The following is a 17996-nucleotide window of genomic DNA, read 5'->3' as shown; positions in this document are numbered from 1 at the left end:
TGTATTTACGGTTTTTTTACATTAGTATTAATGATCTCCTGAAAAGCATTGGTAATGTTCGTCCAGTTTGTTTTGTAATTCGGCATTACCGAGCTTGCATCGGTTTTGCTGCCTTCATTCGGACCTTTTTTTATGTTGATCGTTGTGGCAATCCCGTCATAAATTTTCTGGTGGTCTTCCTGTATTCTTCTGAAATTATTCTGGGAGAGTGTATTATCAAGCTTTTTAAGATCTTCGTCTGTAATTTTAAAATCCTGCTTGTATTTTTTACCCTGTCCTTCGAAAGAATAATGGGCAGTATTTCCTTTAATCAGAAGATTTTCATATATCGGTGCAAATCCCCCGCTTTTCGAATAGCTGATGTCGAAATCTGAATACACTTTCTGGCTGTTGCAGGATACTAATACTATGATCGCGAATAAAATTCCTAATATTCTTTTCATCATTTTATACTTTAATTATCTGACTCTTTTTGCTCTGATTTTTTAGCTTTTAATTCTTCATCGTAACTGTGCAGAACATTGAAATCCTCCGTCTGCTCAATCGCTGTCATGATTTTATGCAGAATCTGCTGCGCGTTTTCTTTGTCGTAATCTATATCAAGAGGTGCTTTAAATTCCATGGTTGGTTTTACACCCGTTACTTTTACACGAAGTCCCTTTTTATCGAATGCCCTTCTGAACCCGTTAATTTTAATAGGAATAACAATAGGACGTTGGTTTTTTACCAATTTTGCCGTACCCCTTCTTCCCTGTGCAAACGCTGCCGTGGTTCCCTGAGGAAAAGTAGCTACCCAACCGTTATCCAGGGCTTTCATGATATTATCTACCTCACTCATGTCTACCATTCGGTTGACGTTTTTACCTTCTGCTCTCCACGTTCTTTTTACCGTTACTGCTCCTGCAATCTTAAAGATTTTAGGAAGAATCCCTTTATTCATGGTTTCTTCCGCAGCTACATAGTAAAAATCAATTTTAGGATTTAAAAGATAGATCGGATTTTTAATGGTGTTTAAATATCCATTGTTTACCGAGCAGAATGCATGATACATCGCTGCCACATCTGCAAAGTACGTCTGATGGTTGGATACAAAAAGCACATTGGAATCCGGAAGATCCACAAGATACTCAGTACCGGTGATTTTCAGTTTATTAAAGCCGTTGAATCTTCTGTAAGATACAATTCCTAAAATAAAAATAATCAGCCTTTTTAAAAAATAAGGAGTTCCGAACGCGTCGGTGAAAATGTTTTTCTTCGCCATCTCTCAATTAAACACGGTATTGCAAAGTTACATTTTTTTCAGCAACTGGCTGAATTCGCTAAGGATCATTGCAGTAGCGCCCCAGATAATATATCCGTTGAAATTAATCACCGGAACTTCATTTCCTGCCGTACTTGGTAAAACCATCATGTCCGGCTCGTCCGGAAGATTGAGAAAGCAGGTAATCGGAAACTCGATAACTTCCACCGCCTCGCTCTGTTGTAAAATAAATTCCGGATTCTTTTTCGTATACGAAATATAAGGATACACATAAAAGTTGCTTGGCGGAATGTAGATCGGTGACATCTCCCGGATCATCCGTACATAATGTTTCTCGATGCCGATTTCTTCAGACGTCTCACGCACGGCAGTTTCTGCAAAATCCTCATCCGTTTCTTCGCGTTTTCCGCCCGGTAAAGAGATCTGTCCGCTGTGACGGTCGTGCTCATTAATGGTTCTCTGGATTAAAGGGAAATGCCACTCATCGTTTTTCAGGTACAAAACAATATTTACGGCAGCAAACTTTGGATTTTTTTCCAAAACCTCTTCATACGTAAAAAGAGGGCGGGAAGGAGGCGAGAAAACACCGTGCGCATGGATTCCCGGCAATTCCGCAGTTTTTATTTTTTTTAATAAATCTTTTCCAAAACTCATTCTCAAATTTAATCATTTCTTTTGAAGAAAGGAAGAGCGGAGAATGTTAATTAATGGTAAAAGTGGGAGAGTGGTGGTTGGCTGTTTGTTGATGATTGATGGTTGATGATTGATGATTGATGTTTGATGGTTGATGGTTGATGGTTGATGGTTGATGGTTGATGGTTGTTGGTTGTTGTGCGCTTCGGCTCCGCTCAGCGTACTGCTTGGTTTATTTCTTTGAATGACTGAATTGAATTTATGAAAATCTGTTTTTTTTTGCTTGTTTTTAAAAGATGTTTTCTGATGAACGGGTTAAAATTACCACAGAAATGTCCATTTTCCACCACCATAAAAAATTCTGACCGGTTTTGACTGCTTTTGACTGGTTTTGACCGGTTTGAAAACCCATTTCTTCGGATCATGTTCGGGTCTTCTTCGGATCGGCTTCGGAAAAATGGGTTTTTTTCCGAAGAAAGACCGAACAACAATCGAAGGATTTCGGGAGAATTTTATGAAAGTATTTCCTTAATTGTACGCTTCGGCTCCGCTCAGCGTACTTCAGTGCGACTTTATTTTAAATAAATCATTGTAAACCAAACCATCACCGTGCGCTGAGCGGAGCCGAAGCGCACATCAATAAGACTCCATTTTAAACAAATCATTGCAACCAAACCCACCATCGTACGCTGAGCGGAGCCGAAGCGTACGTTAAAATACACCCATAAAAAATATTTTCATCATGATTTCCAACCTTTTTGAAAAAAATTGCATCCTTTAAAAATAAAACGACATGTTTTGTCGTTAATGCTTTGTAATTTTGCAGAAAAGTAAAAAAGACAAGAGTTTATTTTTATTATTCTGAACAAAAAATTAATAAAAACAAGCTGTTAAAAGCTCATAAAAAAACAATAGCCATGATTAAAACAAGTAAATTTCGGACAGGTTCTGTCAAATTCAATATCAATTCTTTAAGAATGCGGATTTCCAGATTTTTCTAAGCATTCCCTTTCTTAATTTTCACCTTATAATAACTTTTAAAATTACACGACACATGAAAAAACTCGCCATGAGTATGCTCACCTTGTGCAGCATTCTGGGTGTTTCCGCCCAAGAAGTGGTGTGGCAGAAAGATATCCGGTCTTCTACGCAGGACTTTCTCTCACAGGTCACCACGACCATCGATCAGCAGTATTTAATTACCGGAAGCAGCATCCGTCCTGACAACAATCAACCAGCATCTGACAACAAAAAGCAGAACAACGGTTACGATTTCCATCTGGTAAAACTCAACCAGCAGGGCGAAGAAGTCTGGGAAAAATATTTCTCAGGAAAAAACCATGATTTTTTATCGGCAACCGTCAATACGCAGGAAGGAGGGTTTCTTCTTGCCGGAACTTCCTACAGCGGAAAAGGACTGGATAAAAAAGAGGATTCTAGAGGCGGCAGCGATTTCTGGCTGATAAGAATCAACGAATTTGGCGATGAATTATGGCAGAAAACCATTGGCGGAACTTCTGATGAAGAAGCAAGGGCGGTGATCCAGACAACAGATTTTGGATTTTTTGTTGCGGGTAATCTGCAGAACTCAACGAAAGGCTACGGCTCCAAAGATCTTTTGGTGGTACGGCTGGATAAAAACGGGAAGGAACTATCCCAATTGATTTTAGGCGGAAAAGGTCTGGATGAAGTTGAACAGATGATTCCTACCAAAGACGGGGGAGCTTTGTTAGGGATCTACTCCAGAAGCTCTGAAGTAAACGCCGGAAGCGGGACGACGGAGGCCGGAAGTAATAAAACCATCAACTATCAACCAAAAACAAGCAACAATTTTGGCGAAGGCGATTACTGGATCGTTAAGCTTTCGAAAGACGGAAAAGTGGAATGGGAAAAGAATTTCGGAGGAAAAGGCGATGATCATGTAAGAACACTGGCACTGACTTCAACCGGCTATCTGATCGGTGGAGAATCCAGATCGGAAAGATCGGGCAATAAATCCGTTGGTATTGAAGACGGAACCGATTTATGGCTCCTCTCTCTTAATGATCGGGGCGAAGAACTCTGGCAGAAATCCTACAGCTTTAAAAACAGGGATGTTCTGATGGGAATGAGTGTGATTGCCGGGAAGCAGGAAGACGGAGGCGGGAAGTCTAAGGGAATTCTCTTGGGCGGTTACACACAGGCGGAAGGCAGGATTGAAAATGATGATGAGACTTTCTGGATGCTGTATCTCGACCAGAACGGAAATGAGCAGTGGAGAAAGCACGTGAAGGGAGAATCCAGAAAAAAAGAGGAACGGTTATCTGATATTAAGCTGAACCGTGACGGATCGATTGTACTCGCAGGAACCAGCGCAGAAGAATTAGGCAAAGAAAACTGGAAGATCGTGAAGCTTGGGGACAAACAGGTTGACCAGCTGATCGAAAAGCAAGATATCAAGATCTACCCGAACCCGGTAACGGATTATGTGTACGTGGAGCTTGGGTTTGAGGGCTTGAGAGAAGGCGCGTTTGAAGCTGAAATCGCGGTATATGATATGGGCGGAAGAAAGCTTGAAACGGTAAAAACGAAAAATAAGATCACCAAAATCAATACCCAACCTTTGATTCAGGGGGCGTATCTGGTGGTGGTAAAAACCAATGACAAAACGGCGAATGCCAAATTGATTAAAAAATAACATACAATCATGAAAAAAATTGTTACGCTATTGTATTTAATAGCCGGGATTGTTTCTGTACCTTTATGGGGGCAGCAGCAACCCATATCAGATATTAATTTCGGGGACTTACCAAGACCGGTACCCTCAGTTTCTTCATTAATCAGCTATACAGAAGCTCCGGTATCTCTCGCAACGGGAGTTCCCGACATCAAGTTTCCTTTATTGGGGTTATCTTCCATTGATAAAAATATAGGTACAAGACTGGCATTACAATACCACCCATTAAATATGAATGGAGAAGAAGCCGGAAGTGAAGTTGGAATTGGATGGTCTATGTTTGCAGGAGGTGTTATATCAAGGGAAATAGTGGATGAACTGGATGAGCGTTATGACGATGCCGGTTGGACGGCATATAAAAAGAATAAATTTAATGATATATACTATTACAATCTGCCGGGTATCTCTGGGAAATTTAAGATTGAAAGGAATACAGACAATAATACTTTTCAGATTATTAATCTCACTCCCAATAATATTAAAATTGATTATACCAGAAGCAGCAATACCGAGACATTAATTGTCAATTCATTTACCATAACAGATGATAACGGATACAAATATATATTCAATGATTATAGTCAAAGCAGAAGTTATACCCATCCACAAACATCCGGGGCATTATATAAATCGGCTTTTTATTTGTCTCAAATTAAAAACTCTGATAACGTTGAGCTCTTAAGCTACACCTACCAAAAAGATAACAGAAACAAACCCGGTACTGCTGAACTGCTTTATCAATCATGTAAGATAAAAAACATTATGTCTCCGGGTATGGGCTCCATAGCTATTGATTATAATTATGATGCCTCTTTAGAAGGCACTATGAACGATCCCTACAGTATTACAAAAGTTTCCCTTAAAAATAATAATGGAGGAATTGTTTCACAATATGGGTTTGAATATAGTATTCACGTGGAAAATAAACGAACATTGACAAGAATTAATAAAATTAATTTGTCTAACCCCACCGGAAGCCCATTGGAAACGACCAAACTGTTATACACCGATTATTATTTTGATAATGTTTCAGGAGAAAGGGCTTGTTCTTCAGAACCTCAAACCCCGGTTTCCAATTCTGTAGGCACCCTATACCGGGTTATTTTACCAACAGGAGGAATGGTTGAATATAATTTTGAAGCAAACCAATATTATGTCAACAAAAACATTGTAAACTATGTAACCCCTGAAAACTTTTCAGATCCAGAAGTCCAGTTCATGCAATCTTTTGCAGGGATAGATTTTGATACCCATGTTACAAATACTTATACTTTTCAGGTAACAGGCACACCCGGTCAGCTGAAAAAGATATATATAGATTTTAATGCAGATAAATATTATCCTGCTTTTACAACTGCTGATCCTCAATCTTTTCTTGATTATACAGTTGACAACGATCCTGATCTTACTAATACATGTTATAGTTTTAATGATGAGGCGTTAGAAGGAAAATCAATATCATATAAAACACTGTATTTAATGCCGGGAAATCATACCATCAAAATCACCGGAACCGGAGGACACGGGATGATCACCCTGTCAGATATAGGAAGCAAGCCTGCACCATATAAAAATGCCGTGAGTAATGATAAAAAACTGGGAATACGTATAAAAGATATTAAATATTTTAACTCTGCATTAAATTCTCAACCGACAAAAACAGTTGCCTACGATTATAATGTCTTTAACGACTCCAACAGTTCAAGCGGTTATCGTTTTTATCCTGAAATGGAAAGTTCAGCATCAGACTATACTCCGGTAGTTATTTATAAAAATGTAAAGGTGACCAATGATAGTGACAATGGATATGTCAATTATTATTTTAAAAACCCTAATGACTATCCAAAAACTGCATACACTTATAATGGTATCAGTACCAGCTTCTGGCCGTATTATAATGTAACCAAATCAGGGGTCATGGAGAAAAAAGAGATTTTCAATAACCTCAATCAGCTATTATCTGTTGTTAACTATGATTTTACTTTTGAAACCTTAAACCAGATGCCTGAAGTATCTGTTGATGGTGGAGTGACTAAAAAAGCGTATTTGAAAAGTACAAAAGTCATTACAAAAGATTATACGGGAAATAACAGGTTTGTTGAAAGTAAGGTGGAGACTGAATTTAATCCTGCCAATTTTAAAGTGGCATCGGTAAAAGAAACCTCATCGGATGGGAATATTACTGAAAAAACCGTTACCTATGCCGGAGATTCTGCGGAATATCAGAATTTAGAAAATGCTTATATGACAGGAATTCCTGTAAAAACGGAAGTTAAAAATAATGGAAAGCTTGTTTCAAACACCACGGTAAAATATGAAAATTCGGGGAACTTATATCCGTCATCCGTAGTAAGTATTAATCCGAATGATAACAGCAATAAAGTAACCATAAAATATGACGATTACGATTCCAAAGGAAATGTGAGACAATTAACTTCTAACTATAATGCTGCAACAGGAGCGGGAACTCCGACTGTTATCATCTGGGGGTATAATCAAAGCTTCCCGATTGCTAAAATAGAAGGAGTAAAATTGTCGGATATTGGAAATCTGGCAGACGATATTATCCTGAAATCTAACACGGATGCAGATGCTGCTTCAGAAACCGCATTGATAAATGCACTGGATAGCTTCAGAAGTCTGCCTGCATTGCGAAATGCCAGTATTACAACTTTTACTTATGATCCTTTAGTAGGAGCAACCACCGTAACACCTCCTACCGGAATCAGAGAGATTTATAAATACGATAAAAACGGAAGATTAATTTCAGTAGTGGATGTTAACGGAAATATCATCAAGGATTATAAATATAATATCAAACCACAACTATAATAATTTCCATTAAAAGTAATCAGTTATGAAAAAAATTATATCCATCATGTCTTTTCTTGTTGTGGCTTTGTTTCATGGGCAGAGTTTAACAAACACAGAAAATTACATATACAGCAGAACCTATCTGGAGCCCGTCACTTCAGAGCAGCCCAATGCCGCTCAGATTCAGGGTGTCCAATATCTTGACGGATTGGGAAGAACAACCCAAAGTATTGCCATTAAAGCAACTCCCACCGGAAAAGATCTAATCGTTCCTTCCGTCTATGACCAATCCGGAAGGCAAACCAAAAACTTTTTGCCCCAGCCTGTAGACTCACAAAACGGAGCCTATATACCGGGGATTGGAGAAAGTTCAGCAAATGCTTATTATGGGGTTTCCAATGCCTATTCGGAAGTTTTGTATGAGAAATCACCACTGGCAAGGGCTGTAAAATCTGCTGCTCCCGGAGCGGATTGGCAAATAAACGGAACGCATACCCAAAAAATGGAATATCTTTCCAATGATGCCGGTGAAGTTAAAAAATATAAAGCATCAACAAGCTGGAATGCCTCATCACAAATTAATGATGTTTCCATTACTGTTGCTCCTGATGATTCTTACACAACAAACGGATATTATAATGCCAACACTTTGTATAAAATGGTGGTTAAAGATGAAAACGACAATGAAACCCAAACATTCGTTAACTCCAAAAAACAGACGCTGTTAGTTCGTAAGATCAATAAAAAACCAAACGGAACCACAGAAAATCTGGATACGTATTACGTCTATGATGCTTTTGATAACCTTTCAATGGTCATTCCTCCGAAAGCGGCTGTTTCTGTGGTAACAACAGATGTCATAAATAATTTATGCTACCAGTATAAATATGATAAATACAACAGGGTTGCGGAAAAGAAAATTCCGGGAAAAGGATGGGAATACATGGTGTATGATCAGCAAGGCCGCGTGGTGCTTTCACAGGATGCCAATTTGCGAATAACCACCAACAGCTTTGCAAAAAGAGGCTGGCTGTTTAATAAATATGATAAATTCGGAAGAATAGCCTATACGGGATTTTTCGCCAATAATGCGGAAAGAGCTACCATGCAGACAGCACTGAATAATATGTCTTCAAATGCCAATAATAATGAAATACCAAGTACAACACCATTTACCCTGAACGGTATAGATGTATATTATACCAAAACAGCTTTCCCAACAGGAAGCATGACGATTTTGGGAGTTAATTATTATGATGAATATCCTGTCGGCTCACCCGCACAGCCATCACAGATACGGAATCAGGCTACTTTGGCTACGGCACCTACAGCTTTTACCTCTAACGGATTAAGCTCCGTGAGAAGTACGAAGTCGCTTCCTACAGCGGGTTATACCAAAAACGTTGAAAACGACAGCTGGTCTTCTGCTTTTATCTGGTATGACACTCTTGGCAGGGTAATCGGAACCTACAGTAAAAACCATTTGGGTGGATATTCTAAGACAGAATCAGAGCTGGATTTTTCAGGAACCATACTGAAATCTTATGTTTATCATGCAAGAAAAGCAGATGAACCGGGCGTAACCATCAAAGAACGTTTTGTATATGATCCTCAGAAAAGGTTAAAACAGCACTATCATCAGGTAGATGACAAACCGGAAGAATTGCTGACAGAGAATACCTATAATGACCTTTCACAGGTTATTAATAAGAAAGTAGGAAATAATCTTCAAAGTATTGACTATAGTTACAATATCAGAGGCTGGCTCACCGATATTAATAAAAACCAGATGGACATTGCCGATCTTGGAGGTAAATTATTTGCTTACAAAATTAAGTACACCCAGAAAGAAGGTATTGACAATCCTGCTCCTTCACAATTTTCGGGAAAAAATGTAAACCCAAGATACGATGGAAGCATCGCGGAAGTAGACTGGAGAGCAGTAGAAACCATAGGGGTAAATCCTTCTTTAACACCAAAAAGATATGGATATTCTTATGACTCTGCCAACAGGCTTCTGGCAGGCTATTATCAAAACCCAAACAATCCTTACAGTAAGGAAAATACGGAAGTTTTAGATTATGACCTTAATGGAAATATTAGTAATCTTTACAGAACTGCTGTTTTGGAAGGCGGAACCAACACTGCCGCAGTAATAGACAATCTTACCTATGCTTATTCCGGAAACCAAATGATAAGCATTACCGATGCCTCGCAAAACCCGACAGGTTATGAAGGCGGAGGAAATACCATTGGCTACGACGGAAACGGAAACATGATTTCCATGCCAGATAAAGGTATTTCATCCGTAAAGTACAATTATCTGGATCTGCCATCTGCCATGGAGATAGTAAGAAACGGGAATGAATATGTTTCTGTAAAGACTTTATACAGCGCAGAAGGAACAAAACTGAGAAAAGAGAGTACCACTACGATTACCGGAATTTCGGGATCAACTACTTCAAAGAAGATAACAGATTATATAGACGGATTTCAATATTTAGCAACTGAAACCCCGAATACAGGAGGTGGAGGCTCTGAAATGCTTATGGCATCCTCATCGTCACTTCGGGCTATGGAACCAGAGGCATTCTCGGTAGAGGCAAAGACTATTCCCGCAACTACAACCGTTAAAACTCCCGATCTCCAGTACTTTGCTACCGCAGAAGGATATTACGATTACGCAAAAAATCAGTATATTTACCAGTACGTAGACCAGTTGGGAAATATAAGAGTTTCTTACGGAAGAAACAGCGCAGGCGCTCTTGAGATTACAGATAGTAATGATTACTACCCTTTCGGGATGAATCATTTAAAGACAGGGAATGCTTATTTTGCTCAGGGAAGCTACAAAAGCAATAAGTACAATGGTAAAGAACTTCAGGAAACCGGGATCTACAGTTATGGCTGGAGAGAATATATGCCGGATATCGGAAGATGGAACGGAATAGATCAATTGGCTGAAAGCTATTTGTCTGCAAGTCCATATGCTTATGTACTGAATAACCCCACCAATATGTTTGACCCGGATGGCAGAGTTACTATGTCGGCCTGGACAGCTGCCATGTGGGATGCCACACCAGATGGTACAAACTCATATTGGTATAACAATGGTAATGGCGGATTTACAAGTTACGATGGCGGAGATAAAGGAGGTCATGCTGAAGGCGGAAGTTTGGCGTATGGTTCTACTGTAGGATATGGTGGCGGATTTACCATGGGAGATGGTACTTATACATTGCCGCCGCTTGTTTTAAATTTTAAAGGAAGCAAATTTAGTTGGAATGATTCTGATAATATCGGATACAATCGTTCCCTTATGATGAGCAAAATTACCGGAGCTTTAGGAGATTGGAATTATGATGTAAACAGCAGCAACATGGGGCAATACATTCTGAACTCGAAAGCATCGATGGAAGTTGCAGAGTTTGAAAAGTTTCTGTTTTTAGAACTCCCTGCTTCTTTTGCTGGTGGGGAATTAATTTCTGCCGGATGGAGAGCCGCTAATTTAAGCCGCTATCTTTGTGGACCATTGGGAAGAGTGTCTAACGGATTGATTAGAATCTGCTTTACAGAAGGAACTTTGGTTGCCACAGAAAACGGAAGCAAAAAGATTGAAGATATTAAGGAGGGAGATTTTGTATGGAGCTACAATGAAGGAACAGGCAAAAAAGAACTGAAAAAAGTAGTTGAGCTATCCCGCAATATTTCTTCTTCATTGGTAAAAATCTCTGTAAACGGTACCGAAATTATCTGCACCCCGGAACATCCGTTCTACGTAGATGGAAGCTGGACAGAAGCCAAAGACCTTATCAAAGGTATGCTTTTAACCACTTTAGACGGAACAACTTCTCCTGTAGAATCTATTAATTTCTTGGATGAAAAGGTAAAAGTCTATAACTTTGAGGTTGAAGGCAATCACAATTACTATGTTTCTGAGAAAGGGATTTTGGTACATAATGATTGTTCCTTAATGAATGAATTTATGGGACACTTTGGGAAATATGTTTCAAATTTTGATGCTAGTATTAATATGGGATGGTTTACAGGAGATGTCATGGAATTGCAAGTTACTGCAATATTAAGAAGCTCAAGTGCGCCTAGAAATGGTGTAATGAAAGCATTAGCGGAAACAGCTGAAAATATGGCGAAAAAATATGGAATGAGTGAAGTTCGCATACAGTTTAATATGGTTCATAATTCTTTTCTTAAACATGGAGGATGGGCAGATGAATTAGGCTATTATTTTAGTAGAGAAGGAGATACTGTTTTTTGGGAAAAAGTTTTACATTAAAATATGGAGACAAAAGAATTTAAAAAAAAAGTGTTGGAAATTACGTTAAGATGTATTGATAAAAAGCCTGAAGATTGGCACACATTTAATGATAAAATGTACACAAAAATTGTTGATAATAATTATAAATCCACAAAAGTATATTTATTGCCAAATGAATTACCGATATTAGAATGTGATTTAAATGATTCATATTTACTTGTAACTTCAAATAGGGTAATATCTATGATTAACAATAATTTCTATGAGATTTACCCAAATGATTTTTATGAACTTTGCAATGATTATGAGAAGTTTAATTATAAAAAAGAAGGTTACGATCATCCAAAAACTAATATTATATGTATAGAGAAAGTGGATGGACGTAAGGTTTTATTGAAAGTAGATTCTGATTATCCTTCTTTTTTCACTAAAATATTAATCTATAATATTATGTTATATAAAAAAGAAGGAAGATGGTATCTTAATCCAAGTAAAAAAAATCACGAATAATGTTTTGATAAATAAGTATTTGAAAAGAGACTGATTAAAAATATCGGTCTCTTTATACATAAACGGAAGCTGGATAGAAGCCAAAGACCTTACCAAGGGAATGCTTTTGACAACCTTAGACGAAACAACTTCTTCTGTAGAATCTATTAATTTCTTGGATGAAAAGGTAAAAGTCTATAACTTTGAGGTTGAAGACAATCATAATTATCCAGATGGAACCAATTCTTATTGGCAAAATAGTTCAAGTGATTCGGAATCCGGAGGAAAGCCAGGGGCTGGCGGAGGAATTGGCAGTTTTGTCTATGTAGGAGGAACTGCGGGTCTGTATGCCGGATATGGTATTGGATCTACACTAGATTTTAATGGTAATTTTAATTCTTATTATGGCACAGTCACCAATGGAGTTCTAAATTACGTGTACTGGACAAATGGAATGCCTGCGAGTGGAAATAGTATACAAGGGCTTGTTGCAAACAAAGGAAGCTTAAATTTGAATTCTTTTATGAATAAAGATCAAGGCAATCCAAGATCCGAATATTCAACAATAAGAAAAGGATGGAATTTTATCGCTGATAATATCATCTCAAAGCCAGTTGAAGGAGTTGAATTTTTTGCTTATTTCTTTTACGGCTTGAGTCAAGTTCCAAAAGAAATGTATAAGCAAGGAAGAATGGAAAATATACATGTGAAAATGGATATGACTTTATGGGGATTTAAAAATGGATCTTTTGGTAGGACAATGAAGTACATAGACGGAGAAACTGTAATGTCTGAACAAGAAAAGTTTGAAAAAATTGCTATACCTGGTATTGAGGCTCTTTCATTTGGTGTAGGAGCGAAATTAAATTTAGTGAAACAACCTATTTTAAATTTCGGAGCAAAGCTTGGAATTAAAATAGTAACAAAAAAAACAATATATAATACAGCAGAATTTTAAAATGGATATAAATTTTTTAGGATTGTTAGGCAGTTTAATAAGATTCATTTTTGTTTTTAAACTTAATTTTAAAAACCAACAACAAGCATCTGAGAAAAATTTTGAAAAAGAAGAATCCAAAGATGTTAAAGTTGGTTTTATTACCGTAATAATATTTGTTATTTGTGGTTTGCTAATCTATGGTAATAGCAGTGAATAAACCGCTCTAGCGGATTTGTAATTCGTGAGCAATAATAAAGGAAGCCGTCTCACAACAAAATTTGAGGCGGATTTTTGTTATAAAATTTTTTCAATATTTTCAGAAAAAGTGAAAAGTTGTCCTCTTCAGGCGACTTTTTCTCTTAAATTGTGTGCTAAAGCATGTAATCCGAACTCCAATACCCGATCTCGCGGATTTGTAATTACGATGGCGGAGATAAAGGAGGTCATGCTGGAGGCGGAAGTTTGGCGTATGGTTCTACTGTAGGATATGGTGGCGGATTTACTATGGGGGATGGTACTTATACATTGCCGCCGCTTGTTTTATCTGCACCGAAAAGCTATCAGGGAAACTTAGCACTTACTGGATTAACTTTAAGTTTTGGAATTGATAAGCATTTATCTACGTATATAGGAAGACAGGCACAACCGTTTGATCCAATGGCTGGTGTCAGAAATGACAGAGGGGTAATGATGATTGGAGGAATAGGTGATCCGTTAGGAATTTTCGATATTGCAGGGATATATGTAGAAAATAATTTTAATAAGGATGAACAGGAAAGTTTTTTTGCGGCTACCTTATTGGCTGCGGTTATTTTGAAAAAACCACAATTAGCTTTAAAAGAATTACCTTTAGAAGGAAAAATAATCGGTTTAGGAATTGATAAAGATTTAGCTTTACATAGAGGAACTGGAGCTATAATTTATGAATATGGTGCGTGGCAAAAAGCAGGATTAACAACTGTAGATTGGGGGAAAGCATCAATTGATAAATTTCACTTTAGATCTTCATTCAGAGAAGCCGCAGAAAATGCGGCAGGTATTAGGTTTGAAGTTACAAATTTTGATCCATTTTATCATAAGCCAGGAATTACAAATTTTGAATTTAATCATGTACTAACCAATCCTGGATTATTACAGAAAACCACTTTTATAAAGGGAGGAAATGAAGTTATTTGGGATGGAGCACAATTTATACACAAATAAATATATTATGAATATATCAACAAAAATAGACGAAATAAATAATATATTAAATGATTATACAGGAGATCAGGCAAGAATTTGGTTGTTTGATATTACTCATACGAAATTAGCAATAAAAATAAATTCAAAACAAAAACAAGATATTATATATCTTGTTATGTCAGGTTGTAAATATCTTAAAGGGGCTTTTTCTTTAAATAATCCTAAATTCTTTGTAAGTCAATATTACGATCATAAAGCTTTAGAAACGATATCGAAAATAATTGATGAAAATTCTGATTTTGAATTAAGTTCAACAACAGGTATAGCTCTGGCAAAAGGGTTGGAGTCGGAGTTTGGAGATTCTTTTGAAGGTTTCTTAAAAGAATAATGGTTTGAATTGTATTTATTTATGAAAAAAATAAAATTAGAATATAATCTATGTATATTTCTATTTGCTTATCTACATCAAGCAGATTTATCATTACACAGAGCAGGATGGACAAGCCTCAAAGAATTGAAAGATTTTTATTTAAATCAGGTAAATCCTAGAGAAGTAATTAAACTCTTATTAGCAAACAATGATATAAATATTAACAAAATAAGATATTTTTACGGAATAAATGAATACAGTCTTAATAAAAGAAAAATTCTTGCTTTAATTCACTTTTTATTTAGGTTACCTACTGTCTTCCTTAAAGATGAGATTTATTATATATGTCAAAAACTGACAGATTTTGCAGAAATGCTTGAAAAAGATGGTAAGGTTCATCCATTGGAAATGGAGAAATTAAGGCTTGAAATATCAAAATTTTCTTTAGGTCTATTAATGTATAAAATATCTTATAAGGATTATAATGAAGCATTAAAAATTGAACATTATATGCAACACGATGGGATGAAGCATATTAAAATAAAAGAATTTGTAAAAAAGCTTCCTAATTCAACCGATCTCGCGGATTTGTAATCCGTGAGCAATAATAAAAGAGACTGTCTAAAAAGGACAGTCTCTTTGTTCTATAATTTAGTTTCGCTCTCTAATAGAAAAACGAAACGATAAATATTAAAAATAGAGAAAACCCGACATTGGAATTCCTATTTATACCATCAAAAACTCTGATATTATCTATGATATTAGATTATCGTATAATTACAGTGGGATTCCTGTAAATGAGAAATCCTCCTGGGTAGGGCTGGGTTGGTCATTATCTGCTCCCTCTTTAATAAGGACAGTACGGCAGCTTCCTGATGATTTGCCTAATGGATTCTTCTATGAAACACAATATACAGTTGCTATTGCAGCCGACATAATGCGTAAAATAAGTCAGGGTATACTTCCTGCAAGTGCAGCTTATAATATAGATGAAAGATACAGAAGCGGAACTCTGGATTTGGAGTCTGATGATTACAAAGTATTTTTACCCGATGGACAAACGTTATCATTTATGGTTAATCAGGAACGGAATTCTCAAAATCCAGTGGGACAGTTTGTACAGTTTCCAGATTCAGACTATACAATTAATTATGATACTACTTCGGGAAAATGGACATTTATAAGTCCTACAGGATTTCAGTATATTTATAAGAAGGGAAATACATTAAGTTTTTCTCATACTTATACTCACGGAGGAACATCCATCGGGACTGAACCCATGGGTTCTCAGTCATCGTATAATCAGACATGGATACTGGAAAAAATTATTAGTCCTCAGAACAGCGAACTGAATTTCGAATACGAACAAGGTTTGTTTTATGATACCTGTGAGATGGCAGGACAAACGAAAACGGTCGACTCCTTTAATCCTGATGATCCAAGGGGTACTGTCTATAACAACTTTTCCAGAACCAAAGGTTACAATTATCAGATTAAAAGAATTTACGGAAATTTCGGAGAAGTTGTATTTAACAAGTCTGCCCGTTTTGATGATGTAGCAAGTAAAAAACTGGAATCTGTTGATATAAAAGATTATTATGGAAGAAATATTGATAAAGTTTCTTTCCAATATGATTATATGAACTCTCTGCCTCCTGCAGCTCCTGTTTACTCCTGCAATTATTTTGAAAACAATGATAATATTACGAAAAGATTAATGCTAAAAAAAGTAATATATGGAGATGTTAACTTACATAATTCTTATCAGTTTAATTATAATAACCAGATTTTGCCACATCGGTTTTCTTATGCAAGAGACTGGTGGGGTTACTATAATGGGAAAATAAATAATCCTAGTTTAACGCCAAGTATAGATGTTGTCCTGGAAGAAGAAAATAACAGGAATGTGAATACTGATTTTGCTAAAGCAGGTCAGCTGGAAGAAATTATTATGCCTACAGGAGGAAAAACTAAATTTTATTCTGAAAGCAATAAAGGAATATTTTTTCAGCAGGATATAAAAAGAACTTATAAAATACATGATATTATTCCTTATGTTTTGTCTGATACCTATTTTTCTACTTCAGAAAACCCTTTACAACAAATTAATAAAACCTATAATATTCCCCTAAATATTGATGCCAATAAGCTGACAAGCCAGAGCAGTGTAAGGTTTGAGCTTAATACCACCACTACAAAATGCATCTACCCTGATCTTTCACTACCCACTAACGGAAGTTGTTCTATATATTATAAAATACTAAATGCAAATAATCAGGAGCTTTTATCTCAAAAGCTTTTAACCAATACAACAAGAGTTATTGAGATCCCATACAACCAATTAACAGCTTCAAACACCATTCAGGTAAAAGTGTATGCAGGAAACCCGAATGCACCGGAAAGTCAGCTTTTTGATTACAATGCTGATGAAGCAACATTAAATATAAAATGGAAAGAGATTGATCCTAATACCACAAGAAATACAGCGTATGGCGTTGAAGTTCCCTTCGGAGGATTGAGAATTAACAAAATTGAAAATTATAACGAAAATAATATACTGGTTCTTTCTAAAAATTACAATTACAGAAATGACAATGATGTAGAATCCGGCATCAGTAATTTCGAACTTGATTTTCTTCAGCAAATTCCCGGAAAAAACTTTGTCAACTCCCAAAGCAGATTTCCAATGCAAACCGGAAGTGGAAAAATAATCTCCTATACTGCTGCAAAAGAAACTAAAATTAATTTATTAACCAATGAGAAAATTACAATTAGTTCCGTATTTGAAAACAAAACAACATTGGGAGATTACCTTGGATCATGTTTTTATAACAATACAGACGGAAATTTTTTAAAAGCTTCATCTACACTGCCTTGTTATGATTATCCTAAAAATGGAAAAATTTTATTCAATAAGTTAGGTGACAGACAGGAGGAAACTTATGAGTATTATGTAAATGATGGACACGGTATAAAGCCTAAAACGGTGTATGGTATTGATTACGATATGATTTTTAAACCTAAAAATCTGACAGATTTTGTTACATGGGGAACAGGTTATCCATTTGATACTTATTATTATTCTTTTCAGAATTTTGATGAAAACGGAGATTTTATAAAAACAACAACGGAACATTTGGGATCTCAAAACATGGTATCAGGTACAAAAACGTTCAGTACCTCAGCTAATCATCATCAAATGACCAAACAAACCCTCACAACCCCTGATAACAGCATCACAGAGACAAATTACCAGTACGCCCACGAAAAAAACAACCAGTTAATGATCAGTAAAAACATGATCGGTATTCT

At 36.5% G+C, this 17996-nt stretch carries 13 protein-coding genes; 10 read left to right on the top strand and 3 right to left on the bottom strand.

All coding sequences use genetic code 11. The features are described from left to right. Nucleotides 1–5: 5 nt before the first annotated feature. Genes QWT87_RS14090 through QWT87_RS14080 form a run of 3 tightly spaced genes read right to left on the bottom strand, consistent with a single transcriptional unit; the run spans nt 6 to nt 1915 of the window. Nucleotides 6–446: a hypothetical protein gene (locus QWT87_RS14090; RefSeq protein WP_228408106.1), complete on the bottom strand. Its 441-nt coding sequence runs from the start codon at nt 444–446 to the stop codon at nt 6–8. 8 nt (nt 447–454) lie between these two features. Further along, nucleotides 455–1261 carry a lysophospholipid acyltransferase family protein gene (locus tag QWT87_RS14085; protein ID WP_076395816.1) on the bottom strand — a complete coding sequence of 269 codons (807 nt, stop codon included), beginning with the start codon at nt 1259–1261 and terminating at the stop codon, nt 455–457. A 27-nt stretch (nt 1262–1288) separates the two neighbouring features. Then, the gene (locus tag QWT87_RS14080) at nt 1289–1915 is read right to left on the bottom strand and encodes an NUDIX hydrolase (protein ID WP_302716634.1); all 627 of its coding nucleotides are present in this window, start codon (nt 1913–1915) and stop codon (nt 1289–1291) included. A 1033-nt stretch (nt 1916–2948) separates the two neighbouring features. Here QWT87_RS14080 and QWT87_RS14075 point away from each other — a divergent pair. The 10 genes from QWT87_RS14075 to QWT87_RS14030 form a co-directional block, all read left to right on the top strand. Continuing rightward, nucleotides 2949–4571, top strand: a complete 1623-nt coding sequence (locus QWT87_RS14075) for a T9SS type A sorting domain-containing protein (RefSeq protein WP_302716632.1) — start codon at nt 2949–2951, stop codon at nt 4569–4571. Nucleotides 4572–4580: 9 nt separating this feature from the next. Next, nucleotides 4581–7442 (top strand): hypothetical protein, encoded by a 2862-nt coding sequence (locus QWT87_RS14070; protein ID WP_302716630.1) that lies wholly within the window; start codon nt 4581–4583, stop codon nt 7440–7442. A gap of 25 nt (nt 7443–7467) precedes the next feature. Next, entirely contained in the window at nt 7468–11718 is a 4251-nt protein-coding gene (locus tag QWT87_RS14065; protein ID WP_302716628.1) for a DUF6443 domain-containing protein, read from the top strand. 3 nt (nt 11719–11721) lie between these two features. Next, nucleotides 11722–12210: a hypothetical protein gene (locus QWT87_RS14060; RefSeq protein WP_302716627.1), complete on the top strand. Its 489-nt coding sequence runs from the start codon at nt 11722–11724 to the stop codon at nt 12208–12210. Nucleotides 12211–12250: 40 nt separating this feature from the next. Then, nucleotides 12251–13147, top strand: coding sequence for a polymorphic toxin-type HINT domain-containing protein (locus QWT87_RS14055; RefSeq protein WP_337250583.1), 897 nt, complete (start codon nt 12251–12253; stop codon nt 13145–13147). Between the two features lies 1 nt (nt 13148). Continuing rightward, on the top strand, nt 13149–13346 hold the full coding sequence (locus QWT87_RS14050) for a hypothetical protein (protein WP_302716625.1): 198 nt from the start codon (nt 13149–13151) through the stop codon (nt 13344–13346). 245 nt (nt 13347–13591) lie between these two features. After that, nucleotides 13592–14332, top strand: a complete 741-nt coding sequence (locus QWT87_RS14045; RefSeq protein WP_302716623.1) for a hypothetical protein — start codon at nt 13592–13594, stop codon at nt 14330–14332. Between the two features lie 7 nt (nt 14333–14339). Next, nucleotides 14340–14702: a hypothetical protein gene (locus QWT87_RS14040; protein ID WP_302716621.1), complete on the top strand. Its 363-nt coding sequence runs from the start codon at nt 14340–14342 to the stop codon at nt 14700–14702. A gap of 21 nt (nt 14703–14723) precedes the next feature. Continuing rightward, nucleotides 14724–15278 (top strand): hypothetical protein, encoded by a 555-nt coding sequence (locus QWT87_RS14035; protein ID WP_302716619.1) that lies wholly within the window; start codon nt 14724–14726, stop codon nt 15276–15278. A 343-nt stretch (nt 15279–15621) separates the two neighbouring features. Then, the coding region (locus QWT87_RS14030; RefSeq protein ID WP_302716617.1) for a hypothetical protein at nt 15622–17996 on the top strand (2375 nt) is incomplete at its 3' end.

The organism is Chryseobacterium urinae, assembly GCF_030518295.1.
GTDB lineage: Bacteria > Bacteroidota > Bacteroidia > Flavobacteriales > Weeksellaceae > Chryseobacterium > Chryseobacterium mucoviscidosis.
Note: the sequence above shows the minus strand (reverse complement) of the source record. Positions and strands in the feature narration are given on the sequence as shown.